This window comes from Paenibacillus sp. USHLN196 (assembly GCF_037144955.1).
GTDB classification, from domain to species: Bacteria; Bacillota; Bacilli; order Paenibacillales; family Paenibacillaceae; genus Paenibacillus; species Paenibacillus xylanexedens_C.
Genome location: NZ_JBBCYH010000003.1, coordinates 332,861 through 351,834, shown reverse-complemented (window position 1 = coordinate 351,834; position 18,974 = coordinate 332,861). Strand labels below are relative to the sequence as shown.

Annotated in this window: 18 protein-coding genes and 1 other annotated feature; of the genes, 4 read left to right on the top strand and 14 right to left on the bottom strand. The window is 45.5% G+C overall.

Annotated elements, in window-relative coordinates:
• Window positions 1-175: 175 nt before the first annotated feature.
• From asd to WFI24_RS08305, 6 genes are all read right to left on the bottom strand, one after another.
• Window positions 176-1,261 (bottom strand): aspartate-semialdehyde dehydrogenase, encoded by a 1,086-nt coding sequence (asd, locus tag WFI24_RS08330; protein ID WP_336759898.1) that lies wholly within the window; start codon window positions 1,259-1,261, stop codon window positions 176-178.
• A gap of 170 nt (window positions 1,262-1,431) precedes the next feature.
• Window positions 1,432-1,707: a binding site (T-box leader), on the bottom strand.
• Window positions 1,708-1,898: 191 nt separating this feature from the next.
• Window positions 1,899-2,744: a class I SAM-dependent methyltransferase gene (locus WFI24_RS08325; RefSeq protein ID WP_336759897.1), complete on the bottom strand. Its 846-nt coding sequence runs from the start codon at window positions 2,742-2,744 to the stop codon at window positions 1,899-1,901.
• Between the two features lie 148 nt (window positions 2,745-2,892).
• Window positions 2,893-3,765 carry a UTP--glucose-1-phosphate uridylyltransferase GalU gene (gene galU, locus WFI24_RS08320; protein WP_336759896.1) on the bottom strand — a complete coding sequence of 291 codons (873 nt, stop codon included), beginning with the start codon at window positions 3,763-3,765 and terminating at the stop codon, window positions 2,893-2,895.
• Window positions 3,766-3,782: 17 nt separating this feature from the next.
• Window positions 3,783-4,178 (bottom strand): GtrA family protein, encoded by a 396-nt coding sequence (locus WFI24_RS08315; RefSeq protein ID WP_336759895.1) that lies wholly within the window; start codon window positions 4,176-4,178, stop codon window positions 3,783-3,785.
• On the bottom strand, window positions 4,171-5,157 hold the full coding sequence (locus tag WFI24_RS08310; protein WP_336759894.1) for a glycosyltransferase family 2 protein: 987 nt from the start codon (window positions 5,155-5,157) through the stop codon (window positions 4,171-4,173). The genes WFI24_RS08315 and WFI24_RS08310 overlap by 8 nt, the downstream gene beginning before the upstream one ends.
• A 241-nt stretch (window positions 5,158-5,398) precedes the next feature.
• Window positions 5,399-7,435 (bottom strand): ArnT family glycosyltransferase, encoded by a 2,037-nt coding sequence (locus WFI24_RS08305; RefSeq protein WP_336760268.1) that lies wholly within the window; start codon window positions 7,433-7,435, stop codon window positions 5,399-5,401.
• 226 nt (window positions 7,436-7,661) lie between these two features.
• On the opposite strand from WFI24_RS08305, the gene WFI24_RS08300 reads away from it, so the two are divergent.
• The gene (locus WFI24_RS08300; protein ID WP_062834175.1) at window positions 7,662-8,345 is read left to right on the top strand and encodes a response regulator transcription factor; all 684 of its coding nucleotides are present in this window, start codon (window positions 7,662-7,664) and stop codon (window positions 8,343-8,345) included.
• Window positions 8,345-9,862, top strand: coding sequence for a sensor histidine kinase (locus WFI24_RS08295; protein ID WP_336759893.1), 1,518 nt, complete (start codon window positions 8,345-8,347; stop codon window positions 9,860-9,862). Before WFI24_RS08300 ends, WFI24_RS08295 begins: the two co-directional genes overlap by 1 nt.
• Before the next feature lie 202 nt (window positions 9,863-10,064).
• Here WFI24_RS08295 and WFI24_RS08290 read toward each other — a convergent pair whose 3' ends face one another.
• On the bottom strand, window positions 10,065-10,535 hold the full coding sequence (locus WFI24_RS08290; RefSeq protein ID WP_336759892.1) for a GNAT family N-acetyltransferase: 471 nt from the start codon (window positions 10,533-10,535) through the stop codon (window positions 10,065-10,067).
• Window positions 10,536-10,904: 369 nt separating this feature from the next.
• Window positions 10,905-11,615: an SDR family NAD(P)-dependent oxidoreductase gene (locus WFI24_RS08285; protein WP_336759891.1), complete on the bottom strand. Its 711-nt coding sequence runs from the start codon at window positions 11,613-11,615 to the stop codon at window positions 10,905-10,907.
• 101 nt (window positions 11,616-11,716) lie between these two features.
• Here WFI24_RS08285 and WFI24_RS08280 point away from each other — a divergent pair, with 101 nt between their 5' ends.
• On the top strand, window positions 11,717-12,076 hold the full coding sequence (locus WFI24_RS08280) for a MerR family transcriptional regulator (protein ID WP_336759890.1): 360 nt from the start codon (window positions 11,717-11,719) through the stop codon (window positions 12,074-12,076).
• A gap of 175 nt (window positions 12,077-12,251) precedes the next feature.
• Here the strand turns inward: WFI24_RS08280 and WFI24_RS08275 are convergent, their stop codons facing one another.
• From WFI24_RS08275 to WFI24_RS08255, 5 genes are all read right to left on the bottom strand, one after another.
• Window positions 12,252-12,833: a GNAT family N-acetyltransferase gene (locus WFI24_RS08275; protein WP_336759889.1), complete on the bottom strand. Its 582-nt coding sequence runs from the start codon at window positions 12,831-12,833 to the stop codon at window positions 12,252-12,254.
• 32 nt (window positions 12,834-12,865) lie between these two features.
• The gene (locus WFI24_RS08270; protein WP_336759888.1) at window positions 12,866-13,477 is read right to left on the bottom strand and encodes a GNAT family N-acetyltransferase; all 612 of its coding nucleotides are present in this window, start codon (window positions 13,475-13,477) and stop codon (window positions 12,866-12,868) included.
• A 133-nt stretch (window positions 13,478-13,610) separates the two neighbouring features.
• Window positions 13,611-13,910: a hypothetical protein gene (locus WFI24_RS08265; protein WP_124114457.1), complete on the bottom strand. Its 300-nt coding sequence runs from the start codon at window positions 13,908-13,910 to the stop codon at window positions 13,611-13,613.
• A gap of 154 nt (window positions 13,911-14,064) precedes the next feature.
• Window positions 14,065-15,834, bottom strand: coding sequence for an ATP-binding cassette domain-containing protein (locus tag WFI24_RS08260; protein ID WP_336759887.1), 1,770 nt, complete (start codon window positions 15,832-15,834; stop codon window positions 14,065-14,067).
• Window positions 15,819-16,652 carry an ATP-binding cassette domain-containing protein gene (locus tag WFI24_RS08255; RefSeq protein ID WP_336759886.1) on the bottom strand — a complete coding sequence of 278 codons (834 nt, stop codon included), beginning with the start codon at window positions 16,650-16,652 and terminating at the stop codon, window positions 15,819-15,821. Before WFI24_RS08255 ends, WFI24_RS08260 begins: the two co-directional genes overlap by 16 nt.
• A gap of 133 nt (window positions 16,653-16,785) precedes the next feature.
• Between WFI24_RS08255 and WFI24_RS08250 the strand changes: the two genes are divergently transcribed.
• Window positions 16,786-17,376 carry a biotin transporter BioY gene (locus WFI24_RS08250; RefSeq protein ID WP_336759885.1) on the top strand — a complete coding sequence of 197 codons (591 nt, stop codon included), beginning with the start codon at window positions 16,786-16,788 and terminating at the stop codon, window positions 17,374-17,376.
• 104 nt (window positions 17,377-17,480) lie between these two features.
• Here WFI24_RS08250 and WFI24_RS08245 read toward each other — a convergent pair whose 3' ends face one another.
• Window positions 17,481-18,950 (bottom strand): Msr family ABC-F type ribosomal protection protein, encoded by a 1,470-nt coding sequence (locus WFI24_RS08245; protein ID WP_336759884.1) that lies wholly within the window; start codon window positions 18,948-18,950, stop codon window positions 17,481-17,483.
• Window positions 18,951-18,974: the final 24 nt, after the last annotated feature.

Sequence of the window (18,974 nt, the reverse complement as noted above, 5' to 3'; positions counted from 1 at the left end):
AACGTCGACAATCACGTCGGCGTTTTTCGCCGTAGTAATCCTTATACACTTCTGCTCCGTGTATCAACTACTCACCATTTCGGTCCCCACAATACAAAAAAAACCATCAACGAGTGATGGTTTTCATATAATTATTCTGTTCAGAAATCTATTGCTGCTCATGATGCTTTCGAGCTTATTTCGGCTGAATATATCCTTCAGCTTTAAGCAGTTCTGCGATCAGAACCGCACCACCTGCCGCACCGCGGAGCGTGTTGTGCGACAATCCCACGAATTTGTAATCATAGAGTGAATCTTCGCGAAGTCGGCCTGTGGAGACACCCATTCCACGTTCGATGTCACGATCCAGTTTCGTCTGTGGTCTGTTCTCTTCTTCAAAATACGTAATGAATTGTGTTGGTGCGCTTGGCAAAGCCAGTTCCTGCGGGCGACCTTTGAACTGCAACCACTGCTCCAGAATTTCGTCTTTGCTTGGTTTTTTCTCGAAGTTGACAAACACTGTAGCCAGATGCCCATCCGTTACCGGTACACGAATACATTGGGTTGTAATTAATGGAGCAGATGCTTTGACAATCTGATTATTTTCGATACTACCCCAGATCCGCAGTGGTTCCTGCTCACTCTTCTCTTCTTCACCACCGATGTATGGAATGACATTATCGAGCATATCAGGCCAGTCGGTAAAGTTTTTACCTGCTCCGGAGATTGCTTGATACGTGGAAGCGACAACCTGAGTCGGGTTGAACTCACGCAAGGCATGCAGTGCTGGCACATAGCTCTGAATCGAGCAATTTGGTTTTACGGCAATGAATCCGGTTTTGGTACCCAGACGTTTTCTCTGTGCTTCAATGACATCCAGATGTCCCGGGTTAATCTCAGGGATTACCATAGGTACATCAGCCGTCCAGCGGTGAGCCGAGTTGTTGGACACGACAGGTGTGCCAGTCTTCGCATAAGCCTCTTCGAGCGCTTGAATTTCGTTCTTTTTCATATCAACGGCGCAGAAAATAAAATCAACCTGGCTGGCAAAAGCCTCTACCTGGGAAGCATCTTGGACAACGATTTTCTTCACAGCTTCCGGAATAGGAACTGCGAGTTTCCATCTGCCTTGTACGGATTCTTCATATGTTTTACCTGCCGAATTGGCGCTTGCAGAAATAGCTGTTACTTCAAACCATGGATGTTGATCGAGCAGGTCCACAAAACGCTGACCTACCATTCCCGTTCCTCCGACGATACCGACTTTCAATTTTGCTGACATTCAATCATCATTTCCTTTCGGTTTGAGTGATTCTTCTCTGTGAACCCATCTCATAACTCACTAAAGACGTATTATGAAATTGACTCGTTAATTAACACTATTCAGGCAATTCCAAAGCGTGTAGTCACAGCCCCGGAAAAACCAAAAAATCCCATCCCCAAGACAATAGTCTCAGGGACGAGATTGAACTCTCGTGGTACCACCCAGATTCGCCGATATGTTACCATATCCGCCTCTTCAAGTAAAGGATTACAACCATGTTGTAGCTGTAAGCCGTTCATACTCTAGCTCTGTAACAGGAGCTCCTGTCACACCATCCCTTAATGATAAGTTCCGATGTGCTGCTCTGAGTCTTTATTCAATAAAAGATTCTTTACTCCTTTTCAGCTGCCGGAGCTCTCTTTGAAAGAATGATTTTTATCTACTCGTCTCTTCGTCGCATTTGATATTGCGATTATAATATCAAAATTACTATCGTGAAGTAAACACATTTTTTTAGATAACGGAATTTATATGTTTTCAGCGGAGCTGAACCATTCAATTATTGCAAGGAAAACTTCAGCTAAATGCGGTCTGTCTTCTGTGAAAGTACGTCGATAGAACTTTTTCTTATAAATTGCTGCAAATGGCTATTTCTTTACTGCTTTTTGGCAACAATCGCATACGTTCCCAGTGAACTCCCATGCCCCCATGTATGATGTGTCCTAAGTAATTTCAGTTCGGAAAGAAGAAGTGTTTTTACTTTGTCCGGAATCGGAAGCAGTTTCAGTTCCACAGGCGCTTCTGCGAGTGTCATTTCGGTTTCCCAGCGACCGTCCTGCAGTTCGGGAGAATGGATCGAAGTCTCTTCCTTGATCCTCCAACCTGCCGCAGAGACAAGCTCTTGGATATCCTCCGGTGTAAAAAGCGTACGCACATTGGAGAAGCTGTTCTTCTTGTAGCATTCGATCTGGGACTGAATCAGAACGGATAACCAGTGCGAGAGCTGACTCACATCTGTAACTCGTGCATCCCATTCTGCGAAACATAACTGATGTCCCCACGTCCTAACCTTGCTGAGAATCTGGGCGAGTTCATCAAATGATTTCAGGTACCATGAACAATGGGATAGCACAATCACATCAAACTCATTCTCGGTGAATTGAACTTGATCACTGAGAATGTCGAAATCATAATCCATTCGAATTCGGTTACCCAGTGGAGATCTCCGCAGCTTGGCTGCCGCTTCGCCTACGGTCAGCGGTGCACCATAATCCTCTGGTGCAATATCTACACCATGAACGTACCCATGCTCCCCCACCAGATGTGCAAGCACGGCCGTTGTATCTCCCTGCCCACACCCGATTTCCAGAACGCGGCTGCCTTCCTGTATCCCCCAAAAGAGTCCAAGTTTCATCCGATGCTCAGTTTGAATGTACTGAATGGCGGCGTTGTCCTCCACGTCCATATACTTAATAAGGTCCCTGATGATAGATTCATTCATGATTCCTCACCCCTCAAAGAGCAACTTGAACTTCTTGCTCATTGTAGCGTTACAAGCAGCATTGTACAATGCTAGAGTCTTGACAGAACCATGGCACGAAGGAAACCCCGTCCTACAGTAGTTATAAACCTCTACTACATATCAATCCCTATGCCCACTGGGTTGCAAGCTTCTGAAGATATGGTGTCAGCACGGGCTGTAATTCCTTGCGCATCAGTCCGATCTCCAAGATCGCCTGTATATATCCGAATTGATCACCAATATCGTAGCGGCGCCCCTCCAGTTCAAGGGCCAACAGCTCCTCCACCTGACTCACTTCTTTCAAGGCATCCGTTAACTGATATTCCCCTCCAGCCCCTCTCTCGATCTGATCCAGAATGGGAAAGATAGAAGGTTTCAATATGTATCGTCCCATTACTGCTGTACGGGTTGGCGCTTCTGCAAGAGAAGGTTTTTCGACCAGATTGGTGACCCGGTGAACCCGGTCCTCTGCACCCTTCGAATCAATGATGCCATATTTGCTCACATTTGCCGCGTCTACCTGACGGACACCAATGATCTGGTTACCTGTCTTTTCATAGAGATGGACCATCTGTGCAAGTGCAGGCGGATCAGACACCATAATGTCATCTCCCAGCAATACAGCGAAGGCATCATCTCCTACAAATTGCCGTGCACACCCAATGGCATGCCCCAGTCCCAGCGGTTCTTTTTGACGAATAAAATGAATATTGGCCATCTCGCTGATGGCCTGCACCTCTTCCAGTAAAGACTGTTTGCCCTTGGCATATAAAGAGTGTTCAAGTTCAACCGATTTATCGAAATGATCCTCGATGGATTTTTTGTTGCGTCCGGTCACAATGAGGATATTCTCAATGCCTGATTGCACTGCTTCTTCAACAATGTATTGGATGGCCGGTTTGTCTACAATCGGTAACATCTCTTTGGGCTGTGCTTTCGTCGCTGGCAGGAAACGGGTTCCGAGACCCGCTGCCGGAATAACTGCTTTTTTAATTCGCATTTCATCATACACTCCTTTCATATTTTTGTTGTACGAAACACCCAATATCTGCTGGCCATATAGTTCAGAACCATTCCCATCAAGGTCGCCAGGATCTTGCTCATCACGAGACTCCAACCCAGCATATCGTGCAAAGTCATCAGTATGAGGGAGGATAACGCGAGAACGATAAGATTGGTGATTAGAAAACGAATAAGTTTTGCTCTATCGCCACCTCCTTGTGCCGTATCCCGAAAAGTCCACCTGCCGTTCAGCCAATAACTATTCGCAACACCGCAGCTGTACGAGATTACTTGAGCCATCAGAACCGGTACACCAACCACTGCAAGCAAAGCAAACACCACCGCATCCACTGCCGTATTGGCAACACCCACAATACCGAACTTGAAGAGTGTGACCAGACGATTATTCATGATGAGCCACTCGGGCTGTCAATCGGGATTGCGCTTGCTGGCCCTCGGCATGAACCACATCTCTCACAATGTATAGCGGACGCGACTTGGTCTCATCATAGATGCGGCCCACGTACTCCCCCAGAATGCCCAGCATGATCAGGATGAATCCGTTAAACATCAGCATGATACTCACAATAGAAGGCCATCCTTTAATGGTTGAATCCGTAAAGATCGCCGAACCAATAACCGTTAACATATAGATAAATCCGCCAACCGACAGGATCGCCCCTACATAACCTGCGAGTTTGAGCGGTTTATACGAAAATGAAGTAATACCATCCAGGCTTAGCTTCAGCATGCGTTTCAGCGGATATTTTGTTTCACCTGCCAGACGTTCATCGCGTTCATATTCAATCGCAGTCTGACGAAATCCGACCCAACTGACCAACCCGCGCACGAACCGGTTTTTCTCTGGAAGACGTTTCATCTCATCACATACTTTGCGGTCAATCAGGCGGAAATCTCCGGTATCCACCGGGATATCCGTATCGGTTGAAGCACGAAGTACACGATAGAAGAGACTGGCCGACCATTTCTTGAAGCGGGTTTCCCCACTTCGTCTGGTGCGACGGGCATACACGACTTCATAGCCCTCTTTCCACTTCCCGATCATATCCAGAATCAGTTCGGGAGGGTCCTGAAGATCCGCATCAATAATAACGACCGCATCCCCCGCTGCATAATCCATACCTGCTGTTATCGCAATCTGATGACCGAAGTTACGGGCAAAATCAATCAGTTTCACACTCTCGTCCCATCGGGCGTAGTCACGAATCATCTGTGCACTTTGATCTACGCTGCCATCATTGACAAACAACAGTTCATAACTCTCTTCTGTGCTGCCCATGACCTTCTTCAGACGCCGATAAGTCTCCTCGATCACCGCTTCCTCGTTATACATGGGAATAATAATGCTGTATCGGTACGTGTGAGCCATGTTTGTCCCCTCCCTTTTCCAATGGACTTCGTCCGAGATTTTCACTCTATACAAATTGAAATAAAGAATATTTACACTGCACACTTCGATGACAGAACAACCCTCCAATCGCTGTTATCCCCAGATTTTTTTGATTCCCTTTTCCTAAGGGAAAATCCGGAGATAAAGGCGAACGCTTCGCTTTTTCAGGTTTTTTCTGTCCTCTCCGTTATCGTGTAAATGATAAGTTCAATTTATATTGCTACAATTTCACTTCGTACAAGGTCGTCTGTCCGCCGAATCCAAATCCGGCTCTGTTTCCGGTGTCTCCGTTATCCGTGCCTGTCTGCCATTCAGAGGACGGAATCTCGGTACCATGCTCTTTGATCCAATCGCTAATGTCCGAGTTCCCTCCTCGTCCACCCATGCCGCCCACCAAGAAGTACTTCACTTGCCCACTCTTGACGAGTTGTTCCAGTTCCTCTGTTGTGTACACCGGGTCTGACCCGGAGAAACCTCCCAGTGTAATCACCGCTTCATTCTCATCGATGATATAAGGTGCCGCCTGATTATAGTCTGTTGTGGCGAAGAGATACGTTTCGCCTGTATTGTGCTCTTTCAGATAATTCAGTGTGGTTGTATCCACTTCTTCGTTACGGTTACCCATTCCGCCACGACCACCCGTTGCAGGCATTCCTGTGACTCCTTCACTGTTACCCATCGGCATGCCCATTCCGGCTCCACCAAACATGCTATTGGAACCAGTAGGTCCTGCTGCAGGAATCATACTGTTACCACCGTATGTAATCGGGGTAAATGCCCAATAGATTGGACCAATCAGCATCACTATAAATCCCGCGATAATGAAGCCCTGCTTCCATTGATGTGTGCGATGAAGCATACCGACAAGGATGAACGTGACCAGAATGCCTGCGATTAATTCACTAATGGACCAGCCTGCACCGATCGTATCGTTATACACCTGCATGATATAGCAGCCGAACAAGGCCGTCAGCAGCACGGACACCGGAAGCAACCAGGCCTGCCAGCCAGTTCGTTCACGATATAACTTCCACATGGCTACATATCCTGCGCCAGTCAGCGCCGCAATTGGAGGTGCAAGCATAATCAAATAATATTGATGGAAGAAACCTGCCACACTGAAAAAGGCAGCAACGGGAATCAGCCAGGCCAGCCAAAACAAGGCTTCCTTGTGTTTATTGGTTATATTTTTCCGTCTTAACCCTGCAAATATGGCAATGCATCCAAGCAGCACAACGGGCAAAAGCCAGCTGGCTTGACCTGACAGTTCAGTCTGGAACAGACGCAGAGGACCTTTCTCCCCTGTACCAAACATTCCTCCCATGCCGCCACCATTTCCACCGAAATTTCTTCCGTTTGGCATTTCCATATCATTTGGCATCTGCACGTTCGGGAAATTGCCATTCGGCCCAGAAGTCGAATCCCCTCGATTGCCACGAATATTTCCCTGCACAGTAGCGTTCGGCATACCCGCGTTACCTGCTGTGTTCTGCTGACCCGTTAGACGGGACAGGCCATTATATCCAAATGCCAGTTCCATGACCGAGTTTGTTTCACTGCTGCCGATATAAGGCCGCTCGTCTTCGGGAATAGAATCCACAGTGACCGCCCAGGATAAGGAAACGACCGCCAGAACCGCTGTACTGCTGATCAGCAGTAGGATCTTCCTTCTCCATTTCGCCTGAAAAGCGAGCAGATAGAACAAGTAAAAAGCCGGGAGAATCATGTAGGCTTGAAGCATTTTCATATTGAAGGCTAAGCCTATTAACCCGAAGGCAACCAAAATGCGCCAAGCACTGCCTTGTTTGCTACCTTTGAACAAAAACCATGAACCCAACAGCAGCGTAAACACCAGCATGCTGTCAATATTGTTGGTCCGACTGACTGCCGCCACGACAGGCACAGTCGCCATCGTAAGGGCCGAGATTCGTGCTGCTGCAAGACCATATGTAGGTTTCACCATGAAATAAATCAGGAGCACCGAACCGACTCCCGCTAATACCTGCGGCAAAATAACGCTCCATCCATGCAATCCGAATACATAGGCAAAGGCCGTCTGAATCCAGAAGACAACCGGTGGTTTATCAACAGTTACCGAGCCTGCCGAATCGAGTGAAGCAAAGAAAAAGTTATGGAAGTTGCTGAGCATACTCCCTACAGCAGTCGTATAATAGGAATTCGCATATGGATCGTTCCAGATGCCGTACCCGTTCAGAAATGCCGCCAGTAATACAATCGGCAGAAGGACAAAATCCATCCTTCTTTTGGTGTTATTCAATGTTAATCACTCCTTATTAGTTCTTCATGTCTAGTATTGTGACATGCCAAAATAAAGCTGGGATGAGTGCCCGCTGAATGTTGTCTGAGGATAATTCATAATCCTTTCAGCTAAATTTCAGTTTAGCCAGCGATAATACTACATACAGTCCCTCCGAAGTGAGGGAGAAAAATAGATGGATTCAAGCAAGGAGGGAACACACATTATGAAGCTTAGCAGCGGAATTAAAATACTTTTGGCTGATGATGAACCGCATATTTTACAATTTCTGGAGCTGGGATTAAGTAATGAAGGTTTCGATGTGCGCACCGCACCGGATGGAGCAGCTGCACTAGAGTTGGCGCTAGAATTCAGGCCGCATATGGCTATTTTGGATGTCATGATGCCAGAGATGGATGGGTTCGAAGTGGTCGAGCGTCTGCGTAAGACTGGTGCCCAGGTTGGCGTGATTATGCTGACAGCAAAGGACGAAGTCGAGAATCGGGTGAAAGGCTTGTGGCTAGGTGCTGACGATTACATGATCAAGCCCTTTGCCTTCGACGAGCTGCTCGCCAGGATTCAGGCCAGATTACGTAATCAATTTCCTTTATTAATAGGAGCCGTCACTCATGGACCATTCCGAATTGATGATCAGCGCAAAGAGATCACTTATCAGGATCAGGTTCTGGAACTGTCTCCAACTGAATATGAACTGCTAAAATTTATAGTGCTTAATCATGGGATTGTACTCAGTAAAGCGACCATTCTGAGCCGGGTGTGGGGGTATGATTTTGGCGGGGAAGAAAATATTGTGGAGGTATACGTCCGCTCCTTGCGTGACAAACTCGGGGATAAAGAGCATAGACTCATTCGCACGCTTCGGGGTGTCGGGTACAGGGTGGATCTCTGATGAGTTCGCTGTCCAAGAAAAATAAACTTCGTTTAGAGTGTCTGCACCAATGGATCTGGCCTCGTTCACTGCGCTCTCAATTGCTCTCACGTTCCCTGTTCGTGCTTGCCGGGCTGTTATTGTTAATCGGTATTTTGCAATTTTGGATCATGGAAAGTTTTCTCTACCGGAATCAGGCGAAAACCATGGAAGAACAGCTCATGTCCATGCCCCCGGTTTGGCTCGGTATCCAGTCCCGTAATGGCTCTTCCAACAATCCTTTCGGTGGACAGGCAGGAAACGGGTCTGGCAATCGGGTGTTGTTTATTCCAGACCGTTCACTGGCTCTGTTTGATAACCAAGGCACGTTCGAAGATGTTTTTGGAGAAGATGGTCTGAAAGCCCCTCAACTATCAACCCCTGAATATCAAAACATTACAGATGAGTTGAAAGAACAAAAACATATTCCCTACCGGATCGTCACAGATAGCCAAGGTAATGAGCATTTGATTGTATTCGCTTCACCTGGTCCACGCAATCGCGGTTTACCGATGGTTCAGATGGGCACGGCTACGAAGCCACTTAGAGATTTAATTATTAAACAGCTTCTAATCTTCCTCATGTTATCGCTGTTAGCCATGGTAGCCGGTCTTATTCTATACACTAAGGTATTACGCCGGACGCTGGTTCCTCTATCCAACATGGTGAATAAAGTACAGCAGATCGATGCAGGCAGTCTCGCAGAACGCCTTCCCGTCGTTCAGGGACAAGAAGAAGTAGATCAGCTCGCAGTTTCATTTAATGGCATGCTTGAAAGGCTGGAGAACTCGTTTGAAGCGGAGTGGGAAGCGAAAGAACAGATGCAGCGTTTCTTATCTGATGCTTCTCATGAGCTTCGTACCCCGCTTACCTCCATTCACGGCTTCATTGAAGTTCTACAGCGGGGTGCAGCGACCAATCAAGATCAATTGTATAAGGCGCTGGACAGCATGCACGGTGAATCCGTACGAATTAACAAGCTGGTTGAAGATTTGCTGTTATTAACCAAGCTCGATCAGGCTCCTAAGCAGGAGCGGGAGGTCATTCAACTGGATAGTCTGCTACTCGAAATGCAACCACAGCTGGCCATGATGGCTCAGCGGAGGTCCATTCATCTCGATCTGACGGCTGAGGTATATGTACTGGCTGACCCGTACAAGCTGAAGCAGGTTGTGCTGAATCTGTTCCATAATGCGGTGCAGCACACCGATCCTGAGCATGGAGCCATCTCCATAACGTTATATGCCACACATCATAAGGCTGAATTATCAGTGAAAGATAACGGCACAGGCATTGAACCTGAACATCTGCCCCATATCTTTGAACGATTTTACCGCACAAGCAGTTCTCGTTCGCGCAAACAAGGTGGCGCAGGTCTCGGTCTCGCCATTACCCGCTCGATTGTGGAGTCGCATGGTGGGAAAATTACGGTACGAACTGAAGTAGGCTCGGAAACGGAATTTATGATTTTGATGCCGCTGCATAAGGCTGATGTCTAGGCTGGGTGTAGGCTCTACGTAAAGCTATCCAAACATTTTTCTATCATCTTGTTCCCGCTCTTGATTGCATGACAAATCCCCCACTAATTTCGGTTTAGAAATGAATGGGGGATTCTTTTTTGTATCCGATTAGTATAGTGGAAGCCCAATGGGTTTCAGCTAGCTAACGAATCTGAGGCATCATATTCAAAGATTTTGAAACTTATAAATGCTTTTCATAAAATACCATTGTCATTTTGTCGTTAATTGCTTTTGTTGCACCCGTTTTTTTGTAGCCTATCTTCTCATACAAATAACAGTTCCCTTTCTCTTGTAAGATGGTACCCAATTTCCATGACTTTGCATCATCATATATCTGCTCAACCATTGTGAAGGCTTTTTGAGCAATTCCTTTCCCTTGATGTTCTGGCAGTATAAAAATTGGGCTAATACTATAGATAAGATTATCTTTTTTCACGACTCTGATTCCACCAACAGCAACCTCAAAATGATGAATTATAAAATAATCTGTAAAAGATTGATTGATTTGAGTAATAATTCTTTCTACGGTTTCATTGGCAGGGCTTGTTTCAGAATCCTGATATTTTTCCAACAAGGGCATAAATGCTTTGACTTTCATTTCATGAATAGTCACTGCATCTTTTAAATCTGCTTTATATAGTGAGACCTCCATAAAATATACCTCCGAATGATACGCTTGTTAAAAATACGATTTATAGGACATGCTCCCGTTAACTTAGTACAAGAAAGATGTTCCTCTACGTTTGGTGTTTGTTTCATTTGCAGCATATAAACAAGATAAAATTAACATATTTTTTTATTCGACGTTGTATTCTCATATTCCTTGATATCTAAGTTAACGGAACCACGCCAATACTTCATCTAACTTTCCGCTATCATCCGAGGGACAAGATCATCCACCATAAACCTCATGACTTTTGAGACCCTCATACTCATCATCGTATGGCTTACCTGAGTTTGAGTTTGAAGATACACGCCCTAAAATTCATCCTGTTCTATCGTTGCTTTTGGCAACGGTGGATTACCAAGGGTACACGCCATTTGCATCTAGGAATTCTCCGTTATGGCGTTTACCATCCGTCGCATAGCCCACAATAATCGCAGCGCCGGCTTCTTTTGATTTACCACCTTCGGCATTACCATTAAGATCTGTTGATGTGAATCCCGGCGTTACCGCAAAGACTTGAGCCCTGCTGTTTTTCACTTCATAAGCCATCGAAAGTGTCATGGCACTATTGGCCGTTTTGGATGAGTTATAGTCGAAGGCATTTAAAGTAAATTCTGCATTTTGCATATGGTCCAGAGAAGCCATGTCGGTTGATACATTAATGATTGTGCCTTCATTATCTTTGATTAACGGGAACAATCGCTGATTCAAACGGAAGGTGCCGAAAAAGTTCACTTCAAAGGCGTTCCGCAGATCTTCCTCTTTAGTATCTGTAAATGAACGAGAAAAAGCACCCGGCATACCCGCGTTATTGATCAAAAGGTTTATTGCGGGATAAGTCTTGTTAATCGTATCGGCTGCCTGCTGAATGCTCTTCAAGTCAGTCATGTCGATTTGTAAAAATTCTACGTCTAGCCCTCTGGAAGTTAACTCCGAAACAGCGGCTTCACCCCGTTCAACACTGCGTGCGCCAAGGATAACTTTCCATCCTGCTTCACCTAACTGCTTAACGACTTCATATCCAATTCCTTTATTTGCACCGGTTACCAAGACAGTCTTTTTCATGCAAACCCTTCTTTCCATAATTTGATTTATATTTAACAATGTATAAGTTACTATGCTACACTTAGTGTAGGTCAAATCTTTTTTTATAAAAGGGGTTTAACATGTTAACAATTGGAGAAGTAGCAAAAAAAGTCGAGGTCTCGATCGGAGCTATCCGCTTTTACGAAAGAAAGGGGCTGTTGAAACCTGCTGTACGAAGTGAGCAGAATAACCGTCTTTATTCCGAGGATGATCTGAACTGGCTGGTTTTTATCAAATGCCTTCGCGAAACCGGAATGAGTGTGGAAGACATCAAAAAATACTATGATCAGGTAAACGAGGGGACCTCTACTCTCAAGGAAAGAACCAAACTGATTGAAGATCAAAAGCAAAAGTTGCTGAATGATATCGAGGAGAAAAAAGCACAGCTTGTTCATTTGGATAACAAACTGGAGCGCTATTATCGTGGAGAAAATTATTAATATATACTTGTCCTAAAGACTATACTTTTAAAGCTCATGTAAAAAAAGCACAACTCAGAGGATGTTTCCTCAACAGCTTTTTAAACAAAACAAAGAAATCAGGCAGCAGTAATAACTGTATAACCTGATCCGAAAATTTGATATTATAAGCCATTCTCTCTGGGGTTTTGTTATATTAAGAACGACCTTGATTCTTACACAATTGGTAATGGTTATAAGGTTCATTCTCAATTTCTATTCTATTTAAAAGTTCAAAATTACATTTCTGTATGACCTTATTGGATGCTTGATTGGTAATCAAAGCGATGGCATTCAGCAGCTCAATGTTCGTATGTTCAAATAAATAATCCGTCATTCCTTTGAGTGCCTGCGTTGTGTAACCACGATTTCTGAAATGCTTGGAAATACCGTACATAATCTCCCGATTAGGTGCTGGTAGCTCATCCTTGATCCCCGAGCAACACCATCCGATAAACTCGTCATTTTCTTTGAGTACGATAGCCATTCGTAAGTATAACTCTCCGATATCCTCTCCCGCCAAAACAGCTTGTTTAAACTTCTGATTCTCAGGGATCTCATAATCGGCGAGCCAAAGGGTTCTCTCTTCAATCGTAGCGTTCCATCCTGGTAGGAACTCATACACCTCGGGTTGCCACGTAATTTCCTGCAATTTCTCCAAATCCTCAAGTCGATACTCGCGCAAATAAATATCCTTGCAGTCGATGATTAATTCATCGTTTTGTACATGTTGATTCATACTGCCTCCTAAAAAATACACTTGATTTCAGCTTATAAGCTTTTATTTAACACAAGCCCTTCTTTTTCCATAAACTCGTCTTTGGTTAATCCAAACAGGATCAGATCCTGATATCTACCCTCGGTATAGATCACTTGACGACGCACACCTTCCTGGACACATCCAAGCTTTCGCATCATGGCTGCAGAAGGTTCATTTCCTTCGAGCACATAATCATTGAATTTGTTGAGCCTGCGCTCGAAGAAAGCATAGTTCAGCAAGATTCGAACGGCTCTGGTTCCATATCCTTTTCCTCGATGATCCCTGTCAATTTGAATTCCAATGCTAAAGGTACCGTTCCTCTCATCAATACTGTTCAGATTCACACCTCCGACATTCTCACCATCCATGTTTACAATTGTAAACATGATCCGTCCTTTGCCTAAAGAAAAATCAGAGAAGTTTTCCGTGAAATTCTTAGCCTCAACATGAGTTGGCGGTAACTCTACTGCACACTCCAATAACCGACGGGCGGGTGTATCAAAGCGGTTATAATAATGATCTTCCCAATCTTCCTCACGCAGAGCACGCAATCTAACCTTGTCATCCTGCCAGAAATATTGACTATAATCGATCTCTCTCATGTCATCTCTCCACTCATTCAATCTCTAGCTCCCCCTAATAATAACCCATATTGTGGAATTTGCAGAGAGTTGTTTTTAAACTACCTCAACGATAATAGCCCCCGAACAGGACAATCCTGTCGGAGGCTATACTCTAATTTATCTCAAAATGTCATTACGATTCTTCCGGGTATTGAGGTTTGGACACGTTATCTGGAACCGTTTCGTCAAAAACATCCTGACCCGGATAATCCCGTACTTCTCCTTCATGAAGCTCATGATTTTCATAATCAAAACGATGTGCAGACCGCTGATCTGCCCGCCACGGAGAACTTTTTCCAAGAGACTCGGATAGTAAAGATGAACCGTAAGGGCCCTCCGGGAATTCTTCGAGTGTGATATCGTTTCGCTGCGACTCCACCGTAGACACATCGGTATATTCTTGCCGTTCTTCACGCAAAAACTTATCTTTCATCGTTTGTCCCTCCTGATCCGTATCCAGATGATCAACGCACACTTATTGTGAGCGAGGACTCACGAAATTATGCATCATTATTGGAAAAGACTGCGTTTATGGTTCTAATCCATCGACTTATTCATCACCGGATTAATCACGTTAATCATCGCCATCACAGTTGGCGAATCCATACTAATAGTACAAAACCAATGAGGCCGGCCATGCTAATCCAGGTATCTCGTTTAGACCATACCAATAACGAAGAGCGTGCTCCAAGCAAGGAGTGCTCTCTAACTTTACGCATTTCCATCGCAATGGTCATATCCTCTGCACGTTGGAACAGTGCCATTAACAAGGGGATAACCATCGGGCCTAGGTCACGAATCCGAACGGTGTTTGGTCTCAAAGCTGCCTTCCCACGCGCCCGCACGATCAGCGAAAATCGCTGCCACTCACTCCAGATCATCGGGATAAAACGGAAGATTAACGATACAGCAAGTGCAAACGAAGCTACGGGCAGCCTGATTTTTTTACCGATACCGAGTACCCAGTTCAGCCCTTCTACCATTCGCCCATAAGGCGTCGTCAGTGAAAACCATAGACTTGCCAACGTGACGATAAACAAACGATACACATTCAGTAAAGTGCCCTCCGCTTGTACCAGGGAAAAGCCAAAGTGCAGTCCTCCTCCCTCAGTTGAAAGGGTTGTTCCAGATAACGCCGTCGATATGAGGAAAAAGATTAACAGTGGCTTCATTAACTTTAGGCATCCAGCCAAAGTCTGACGCGGGAGAACGGCAAGTGCTGCTACTACCGGCACCAATGTTAACGTCAATCCTAGCCAGCGCTGTTGAAGCATCGCGGCGGTAACCAGTAAAATATACAAAATCCACTTCAGACGCGGGTCCATTACGCCATATAATCCACCCGAATGAGTCAAGGTGTTCGGAAGATGCTTCGGATCATCTTCCGTTTTAATGGACGACAGCATCGGTGCTCCTTTTTCATACTTCATTGCATCGCTCTTGACTTCCATCGTTACCGTCCCTGATGCTTCTTTCGATTTGTTTTGAATCTGTACTTCAACTGACTTGGACTGAACAATGCTTTCTGCCATCTCCTCTGGCGTCATCGCGGTAAAAGGCAGCTCAATACCTGCAGTTCTGAACTGCTGTGCCAGTCGCATGGAAGGTGGCAATCCGATCCCTGTCTGCTCCAGCAGTTCAGGACTTTCGTGAAGTTGTCTCGGCGTGAGATCAACGATTAGCTGACCTTCCTGTAACAACAATACCCGATCAGCACAAGGCAAGAAGGTATCCAGATCATGGGTTGCAACCACGACCCCACCGCCCGCCAGACGATGTTGTTCTATTGCATCCAGCAACAGTCCGACACTTTGCGCTTCCAAACCTGCGCTCGGCTCATCCAGCAGTAGCCATGGTGGATTGGTCACACTTCCGAGTGCAAGTCCAAGCCTGCGCTTCTCTCCCCCACTTAGTGCAAATGGTGACCTGTCCAGCAGGAATCGCCTTTCCAGCTCCGGGGATACCGGTGGGTCCCAGTGATTAAGTGCTTTCGTTATCTGCTCTTGTTGATGATTCTCCGAAAGTCGATATGGACGCAAAGAATATGTGAATTCACGCTGAATGCTCCGGGCAAACAATTGTTGTTCCGGGAATTGAAATATCAGCCCCATCTGCAATAAAATCGATTGCGGCACTTTCCCCTCTCGCCAGAAAGGCGTGCCATCCAGTGTAATACTTCCTGCATCGGGAGGCTTTAGACCAGCCAGCGTCTGTAATAATGTTGTTTTTCCCGAACCCGTACAGCCCAGCAGCAACGTGATTTCCCCACCGTTCAATTGCATTGTCACACCTTCAAGTAGTGCACGTTTGCTCGAATCCGATGCTTCTATACGTATATTGGTTAATTGAATCTCCAACGTGCGACCTCCTTAGCCAGTTGCTCGGGTCGCAGTGGCATGGCTTCTGGCAGCATGCCTTTTTGCTTGAGCAATAACGCAGTCTTTACAGTAAAAGGAGGTTCCAAACCTAACCGTTCACAGGGAGATAGCTGTACATTTTCCCAGGTAGTCTTCTCTTTCGTCTCTTTTTCATAGTAAAAGGACTCAGGCGCCCCGTTGTACACACAACGTCCCCGTTCAATAGCAATAATTCGATCACACAGCGTTGCTTCCTCCAGATGATGTGTAATCCAGATCACCGTCGTCCCCCGCTGGGTGATCTTCTGAACGATCGCCTCGATGCGGTCTCTTGCTTCCGGATCAAGCATGGCAGTCGGTTCATCCAGAATCAAGACATCCGGTTTGGCTGCAAGCGCTACGGTAATGTTAAGCAGTTGTTTCTGTCCACCGGATAATTGTGAGATGGCCTTCTCCGGGGGATATTGAAGTCCTACGGTATGTAATGCGTCCTGCCTGAGCTCCAATTGCTCTTCTACAGAATCCATCAATGGTGACAGCGCAAAATGAAATTCCTCTTCAATCGTATCGCCTAGTACCTGTGCATCCGGTTGCTGCAATACACCCCGAACGGTAAGTTCATCCGAGATATTCCGTACCCCTCCCGATAACGGAGTGAATCCAATCAGTACTCCAGCGAGCGTACTTTTCCCACTACCATTCGCCCCTACAATACTAATCCATTCTCCTTGGTACAGCGTAAGTGAGATTCCATCCAGCGCTTTTCTCACTTGACCAGCCTCGGAAGCATAATACACTCTAGCATCTTCTAATATCATTATTGGTAGGTTGCCTTGCATCGTAAATTAGTCCTTTCCCTTTCTATGGTTATGTGGTACGATCCTAATCGTTAACCACATATTTCTAATTGGTTAACAATCATATTACCAAAATGGAGAGGATTGTTCAAACATGAAATTATCTTTGCGAGGCATTGTATTCAGCGCACTTATGGCCGCAATTTTAGTACTTTTTGGTTACATAAGTATTCCCATTGGCTTCTCCCCTGTACCGATAACATTACAAACTTTGGCTGTCATGCTGGCCGGAGGATTACTTGGTCCACTCTATGGTTTTCTAAGTGTCACGATGGTTGTTCTGCTCACCGCTCTTGGATTCCCCTTGCTGCACGGGACCGGGGGACTTGCGGTATTACTCGGACCTACCGGAGGATATGTGATGATGTGGCCGATCTCCGCATTATTAATTGGATTGCTTCTTGCACGAATCAACATCAAAGGTGTCACAGGATTCATTCTCGCTTTTATTGTATTTGAACTGTTTGGTTCACTGCTCGTGTATGTATCTGGGGTCCCTTGGCTTGCCTATGCATACAAAATGGACTTACCTGAGGCCATGATTCAAGGGTTCTATCCTTACATTATTGGAGATCTGATTAAGGCTGTATTTGCTGCGATCATCATTGCGCCAGTGCGCATGGTATTCCCGCCTCAACGTCTCACAGGTAACATGCATTCAACGGTTGTAAAAGCGGATTCTTAATAGAAGCTACATAAGGTAACTGATCTGCCTATATTGGAAAAACAGCAAAACCGCCAAAATGATTTTGGCGGTTTTCGTTACTTCTCTTTCTCTATTCGTTCAACTTATATAGTCACCTGAAGCAATCGCCGATCTGAAATCTGAAATTGTTGATCCGCTGTATTTTCAATAAACCTCTGATCATGAGATACATACAGAATGGTCCCTTCATAGGCCTTGATAAAACGCTCCAACGCTTCCAGTGCATGCATATCAAGGAAATTCGTCGGCTCATCCAACAATAGAATGTTATATTGTCCAAGAAACAAGTGACATAATTGAAGACGAATCGCTTCTCCTCCGCTTAATGCCCCAACATTCTTCAGCAGGTCGTTACCTGAGAATTGCATCGCGTGCAACGCACTTCTGAGCTCTGATTCCTCATATTCCGAACGATTCTTCAGGAATTGTAATACGGTCTCTTTTGTTGTAAAACGATAGCTCATTTGCTGAAAATAACCGATCTTCGCTTTTGGAGACATTGTGATGTGATTCCCAGCATGGAAAACATGGTTAAGCAATGTACTTTTCCCGCTGCCATTGGCTCCGGTTATCGCTATTTTTTGTTTTAATGGAACTTGAAAACTTACATCCTCCAGCAATACGTTACCTTCCACTTCAAGTGTAAGGCGATCTGCCATAATCGGAAATCGGTTGTGCAGCTCCAGTGTTTTTGGCTGACGGAAGATCATAGGCCGATCCTCTTGCACCGCTTTTACCTCGTGAAGTTGTTGCATTCGCTGTTCAATCGCTTTAGCTGCGCGGTGCACCGCTTTTTGACTGGTGCCTTTGGATTTTGTTTCAACCATACGGTTTGTTTTTGCCTTGGATTCTTTTTTGGACATGCTTCCGGCCTGCGTTATTTTCTCGGCTTTCTTCATCTTTTCCCGAGCGGCCAGCTCCAATCGTCTTTTCTCCTTGGAAAACTGTTCATGGGCCTGGTTTTGTTGTCCACGCTCCAGCCTCTTCTGTGCCTGATAGTCACTGTAATTGCCGGAATATACCCGAACCTCTCCCTGATGAATTTCCCAGATCGTGGTTACCAGCTCATCCAGTACCGCACGATCATGACTAATCAGCACAATTGCCCCATAGTAATAGCGCAATTCATCCAGTAAGAATGCAATGCCCTCCTGATCCAGATGTGTTGTTGGTTCATCCAGCAACAACATTTCGTGATAATGAGTGAACATTTGAGCGAGTTTTAGACGCGTTTGTTCTCCGCCACTCCATGGCTGGTCGTGTTGAGGAATAGCTAATTTACTCAGTAAAGCCCCGTCAACTTCTAGATGTCCATTAGGCTGGGGTGGTTCAACTTGTTCCAAATAGCCGAACTCTGCGTAACGTTTTACCTTTCCAGCTGTCGGCTGAATCTGTCCCGCAATGAGTTTCAATAATGTACTTTTACCCTGACCATTCCCACCTACTACACCGATGCGATCCAGTTGATGCACAGCCAATCGCTCAATGTTCAGTACCATTTTATCCATATAGGTCATCTCAACCTGTTCTAATTCAAAACATATCTTTTCCATATTCGCTACCTCCGAAATAAGATT

Excerpts from the sequence above, each read along its gene's own strand:
- WFI24_RS08295 (WP_336759893.1), top strand. The coding sequence starts at position 8,345 with ATGAGTTCGCTGTCCAAGAAAAATAAACTTCGTTTAGAGTGTCTGCAC.
- WFI24_RS08280 (WP_336759890.1), top strand. The coding sequence starts at position 11,717 with ATGTTAACAATTGGAGAAGTAGCAAAAAAAGTCGAGGTCTCGATCGGA.
- WFI24_RS08275 (WP_336759889.1), bottom strand. The coding sequence starts at position 12,833 with ATGAATCAACATGTACAAAACGATGAATTAATCATCGACTGCAAGGAT.
- WFI24_RS08300 (WP_062834175.1), top strand. The coding sequence starts at position 7,662 with ATGAAGCTTAGCAGCGGAATTAAAATACTTTTGGCTGATGATGAACCG.
- WFI24_RS08250 (WP_336759885.1), top strand. The coding sequence starts at position 16,786 with ATGAAATTATCTTTGCGAGGCATTGTATTCAGCGCACTTATGGCCGCA.
- WFI24_RS08285 (WP_336759891.1), bottom strand. The coding sequence starts at position 11,615 with ATGAAAAAGACTGTCTTGGTAACCGGTGCAAATAAAGGAATTGGATAT.
- galU (WP_336759896.1), bottom strand. The coding sequence starts at position 3,765 with ATGCGAATTAAAAAAGCAGTTATTCCGGCAGCGGGTCTCGGAACCCGT.
- asd (WP_336759898.1), bottom strand. The coding sequence starts at position 1,261 with ATGTCAGCAAAATTGAAAGTCGGTATCGTCGGAGGAACGGGAATGGTA.
- WFI24_RS08255 (WP_336759886.1), bottom strand. The coding sequence starts at position 16,652 with ATGATATTAGAAGATGCTAGAGTGTATTATGCTTCCGAGGCTGGTCAA.
- WFI24_RS08305 (WP_336760268.1), bottom strand. The coding sequence starts at position 7,435 with ATGGATTTTGTCCTTCTGCCGATTGTATTACTGGCGGCATTTCTGAAC.
- WFI24_RS08265 (WP_124114457.1), bottom strand. The coding sequence starts at position 13,910 with ATGAAAGATAAGTTTTTGCGTGAAGAACGGCAAGAATATACCGATGTG.
- WFI24_RS08315 (WP_336759895.1), bottom strand. The coding sequence starts at position 4,178 with ATGAATAATCGTCTGGTCACACTCTTCAAGTTCGGTATTGTGGGTGTT.
- WFI24_RS08245 (WP_336759884.1), bottom strand. The coding sequence starts at position 18,950 with ATGGAAAAGATATGTTTTGAATTAGAACAGGTTGAGATGACCTATATG.
- WFI24_RS08325 (WP_336759897.1), bottom strand. The coding sequence starts at position 2,744 with ATGAATGAATCTATCATCAGGGACCTTATTAAGTATATGGACGTGGAG.
- WFI24_RS08310 (WP_336759894.1), bottom strand. The coding sequence starts at position 5,157 with ATGGCTCACACGTACCGATACAGCATTATTATTCCCATGTATAACGAG.
- WFI24_RS08290 (WP_336759892.1), bottom strand. The coding sequence starts at position 10,535 with ATGGAGGTCTCACTATATAAAGCAGATTTAAAAGATGCAGTGACTATT.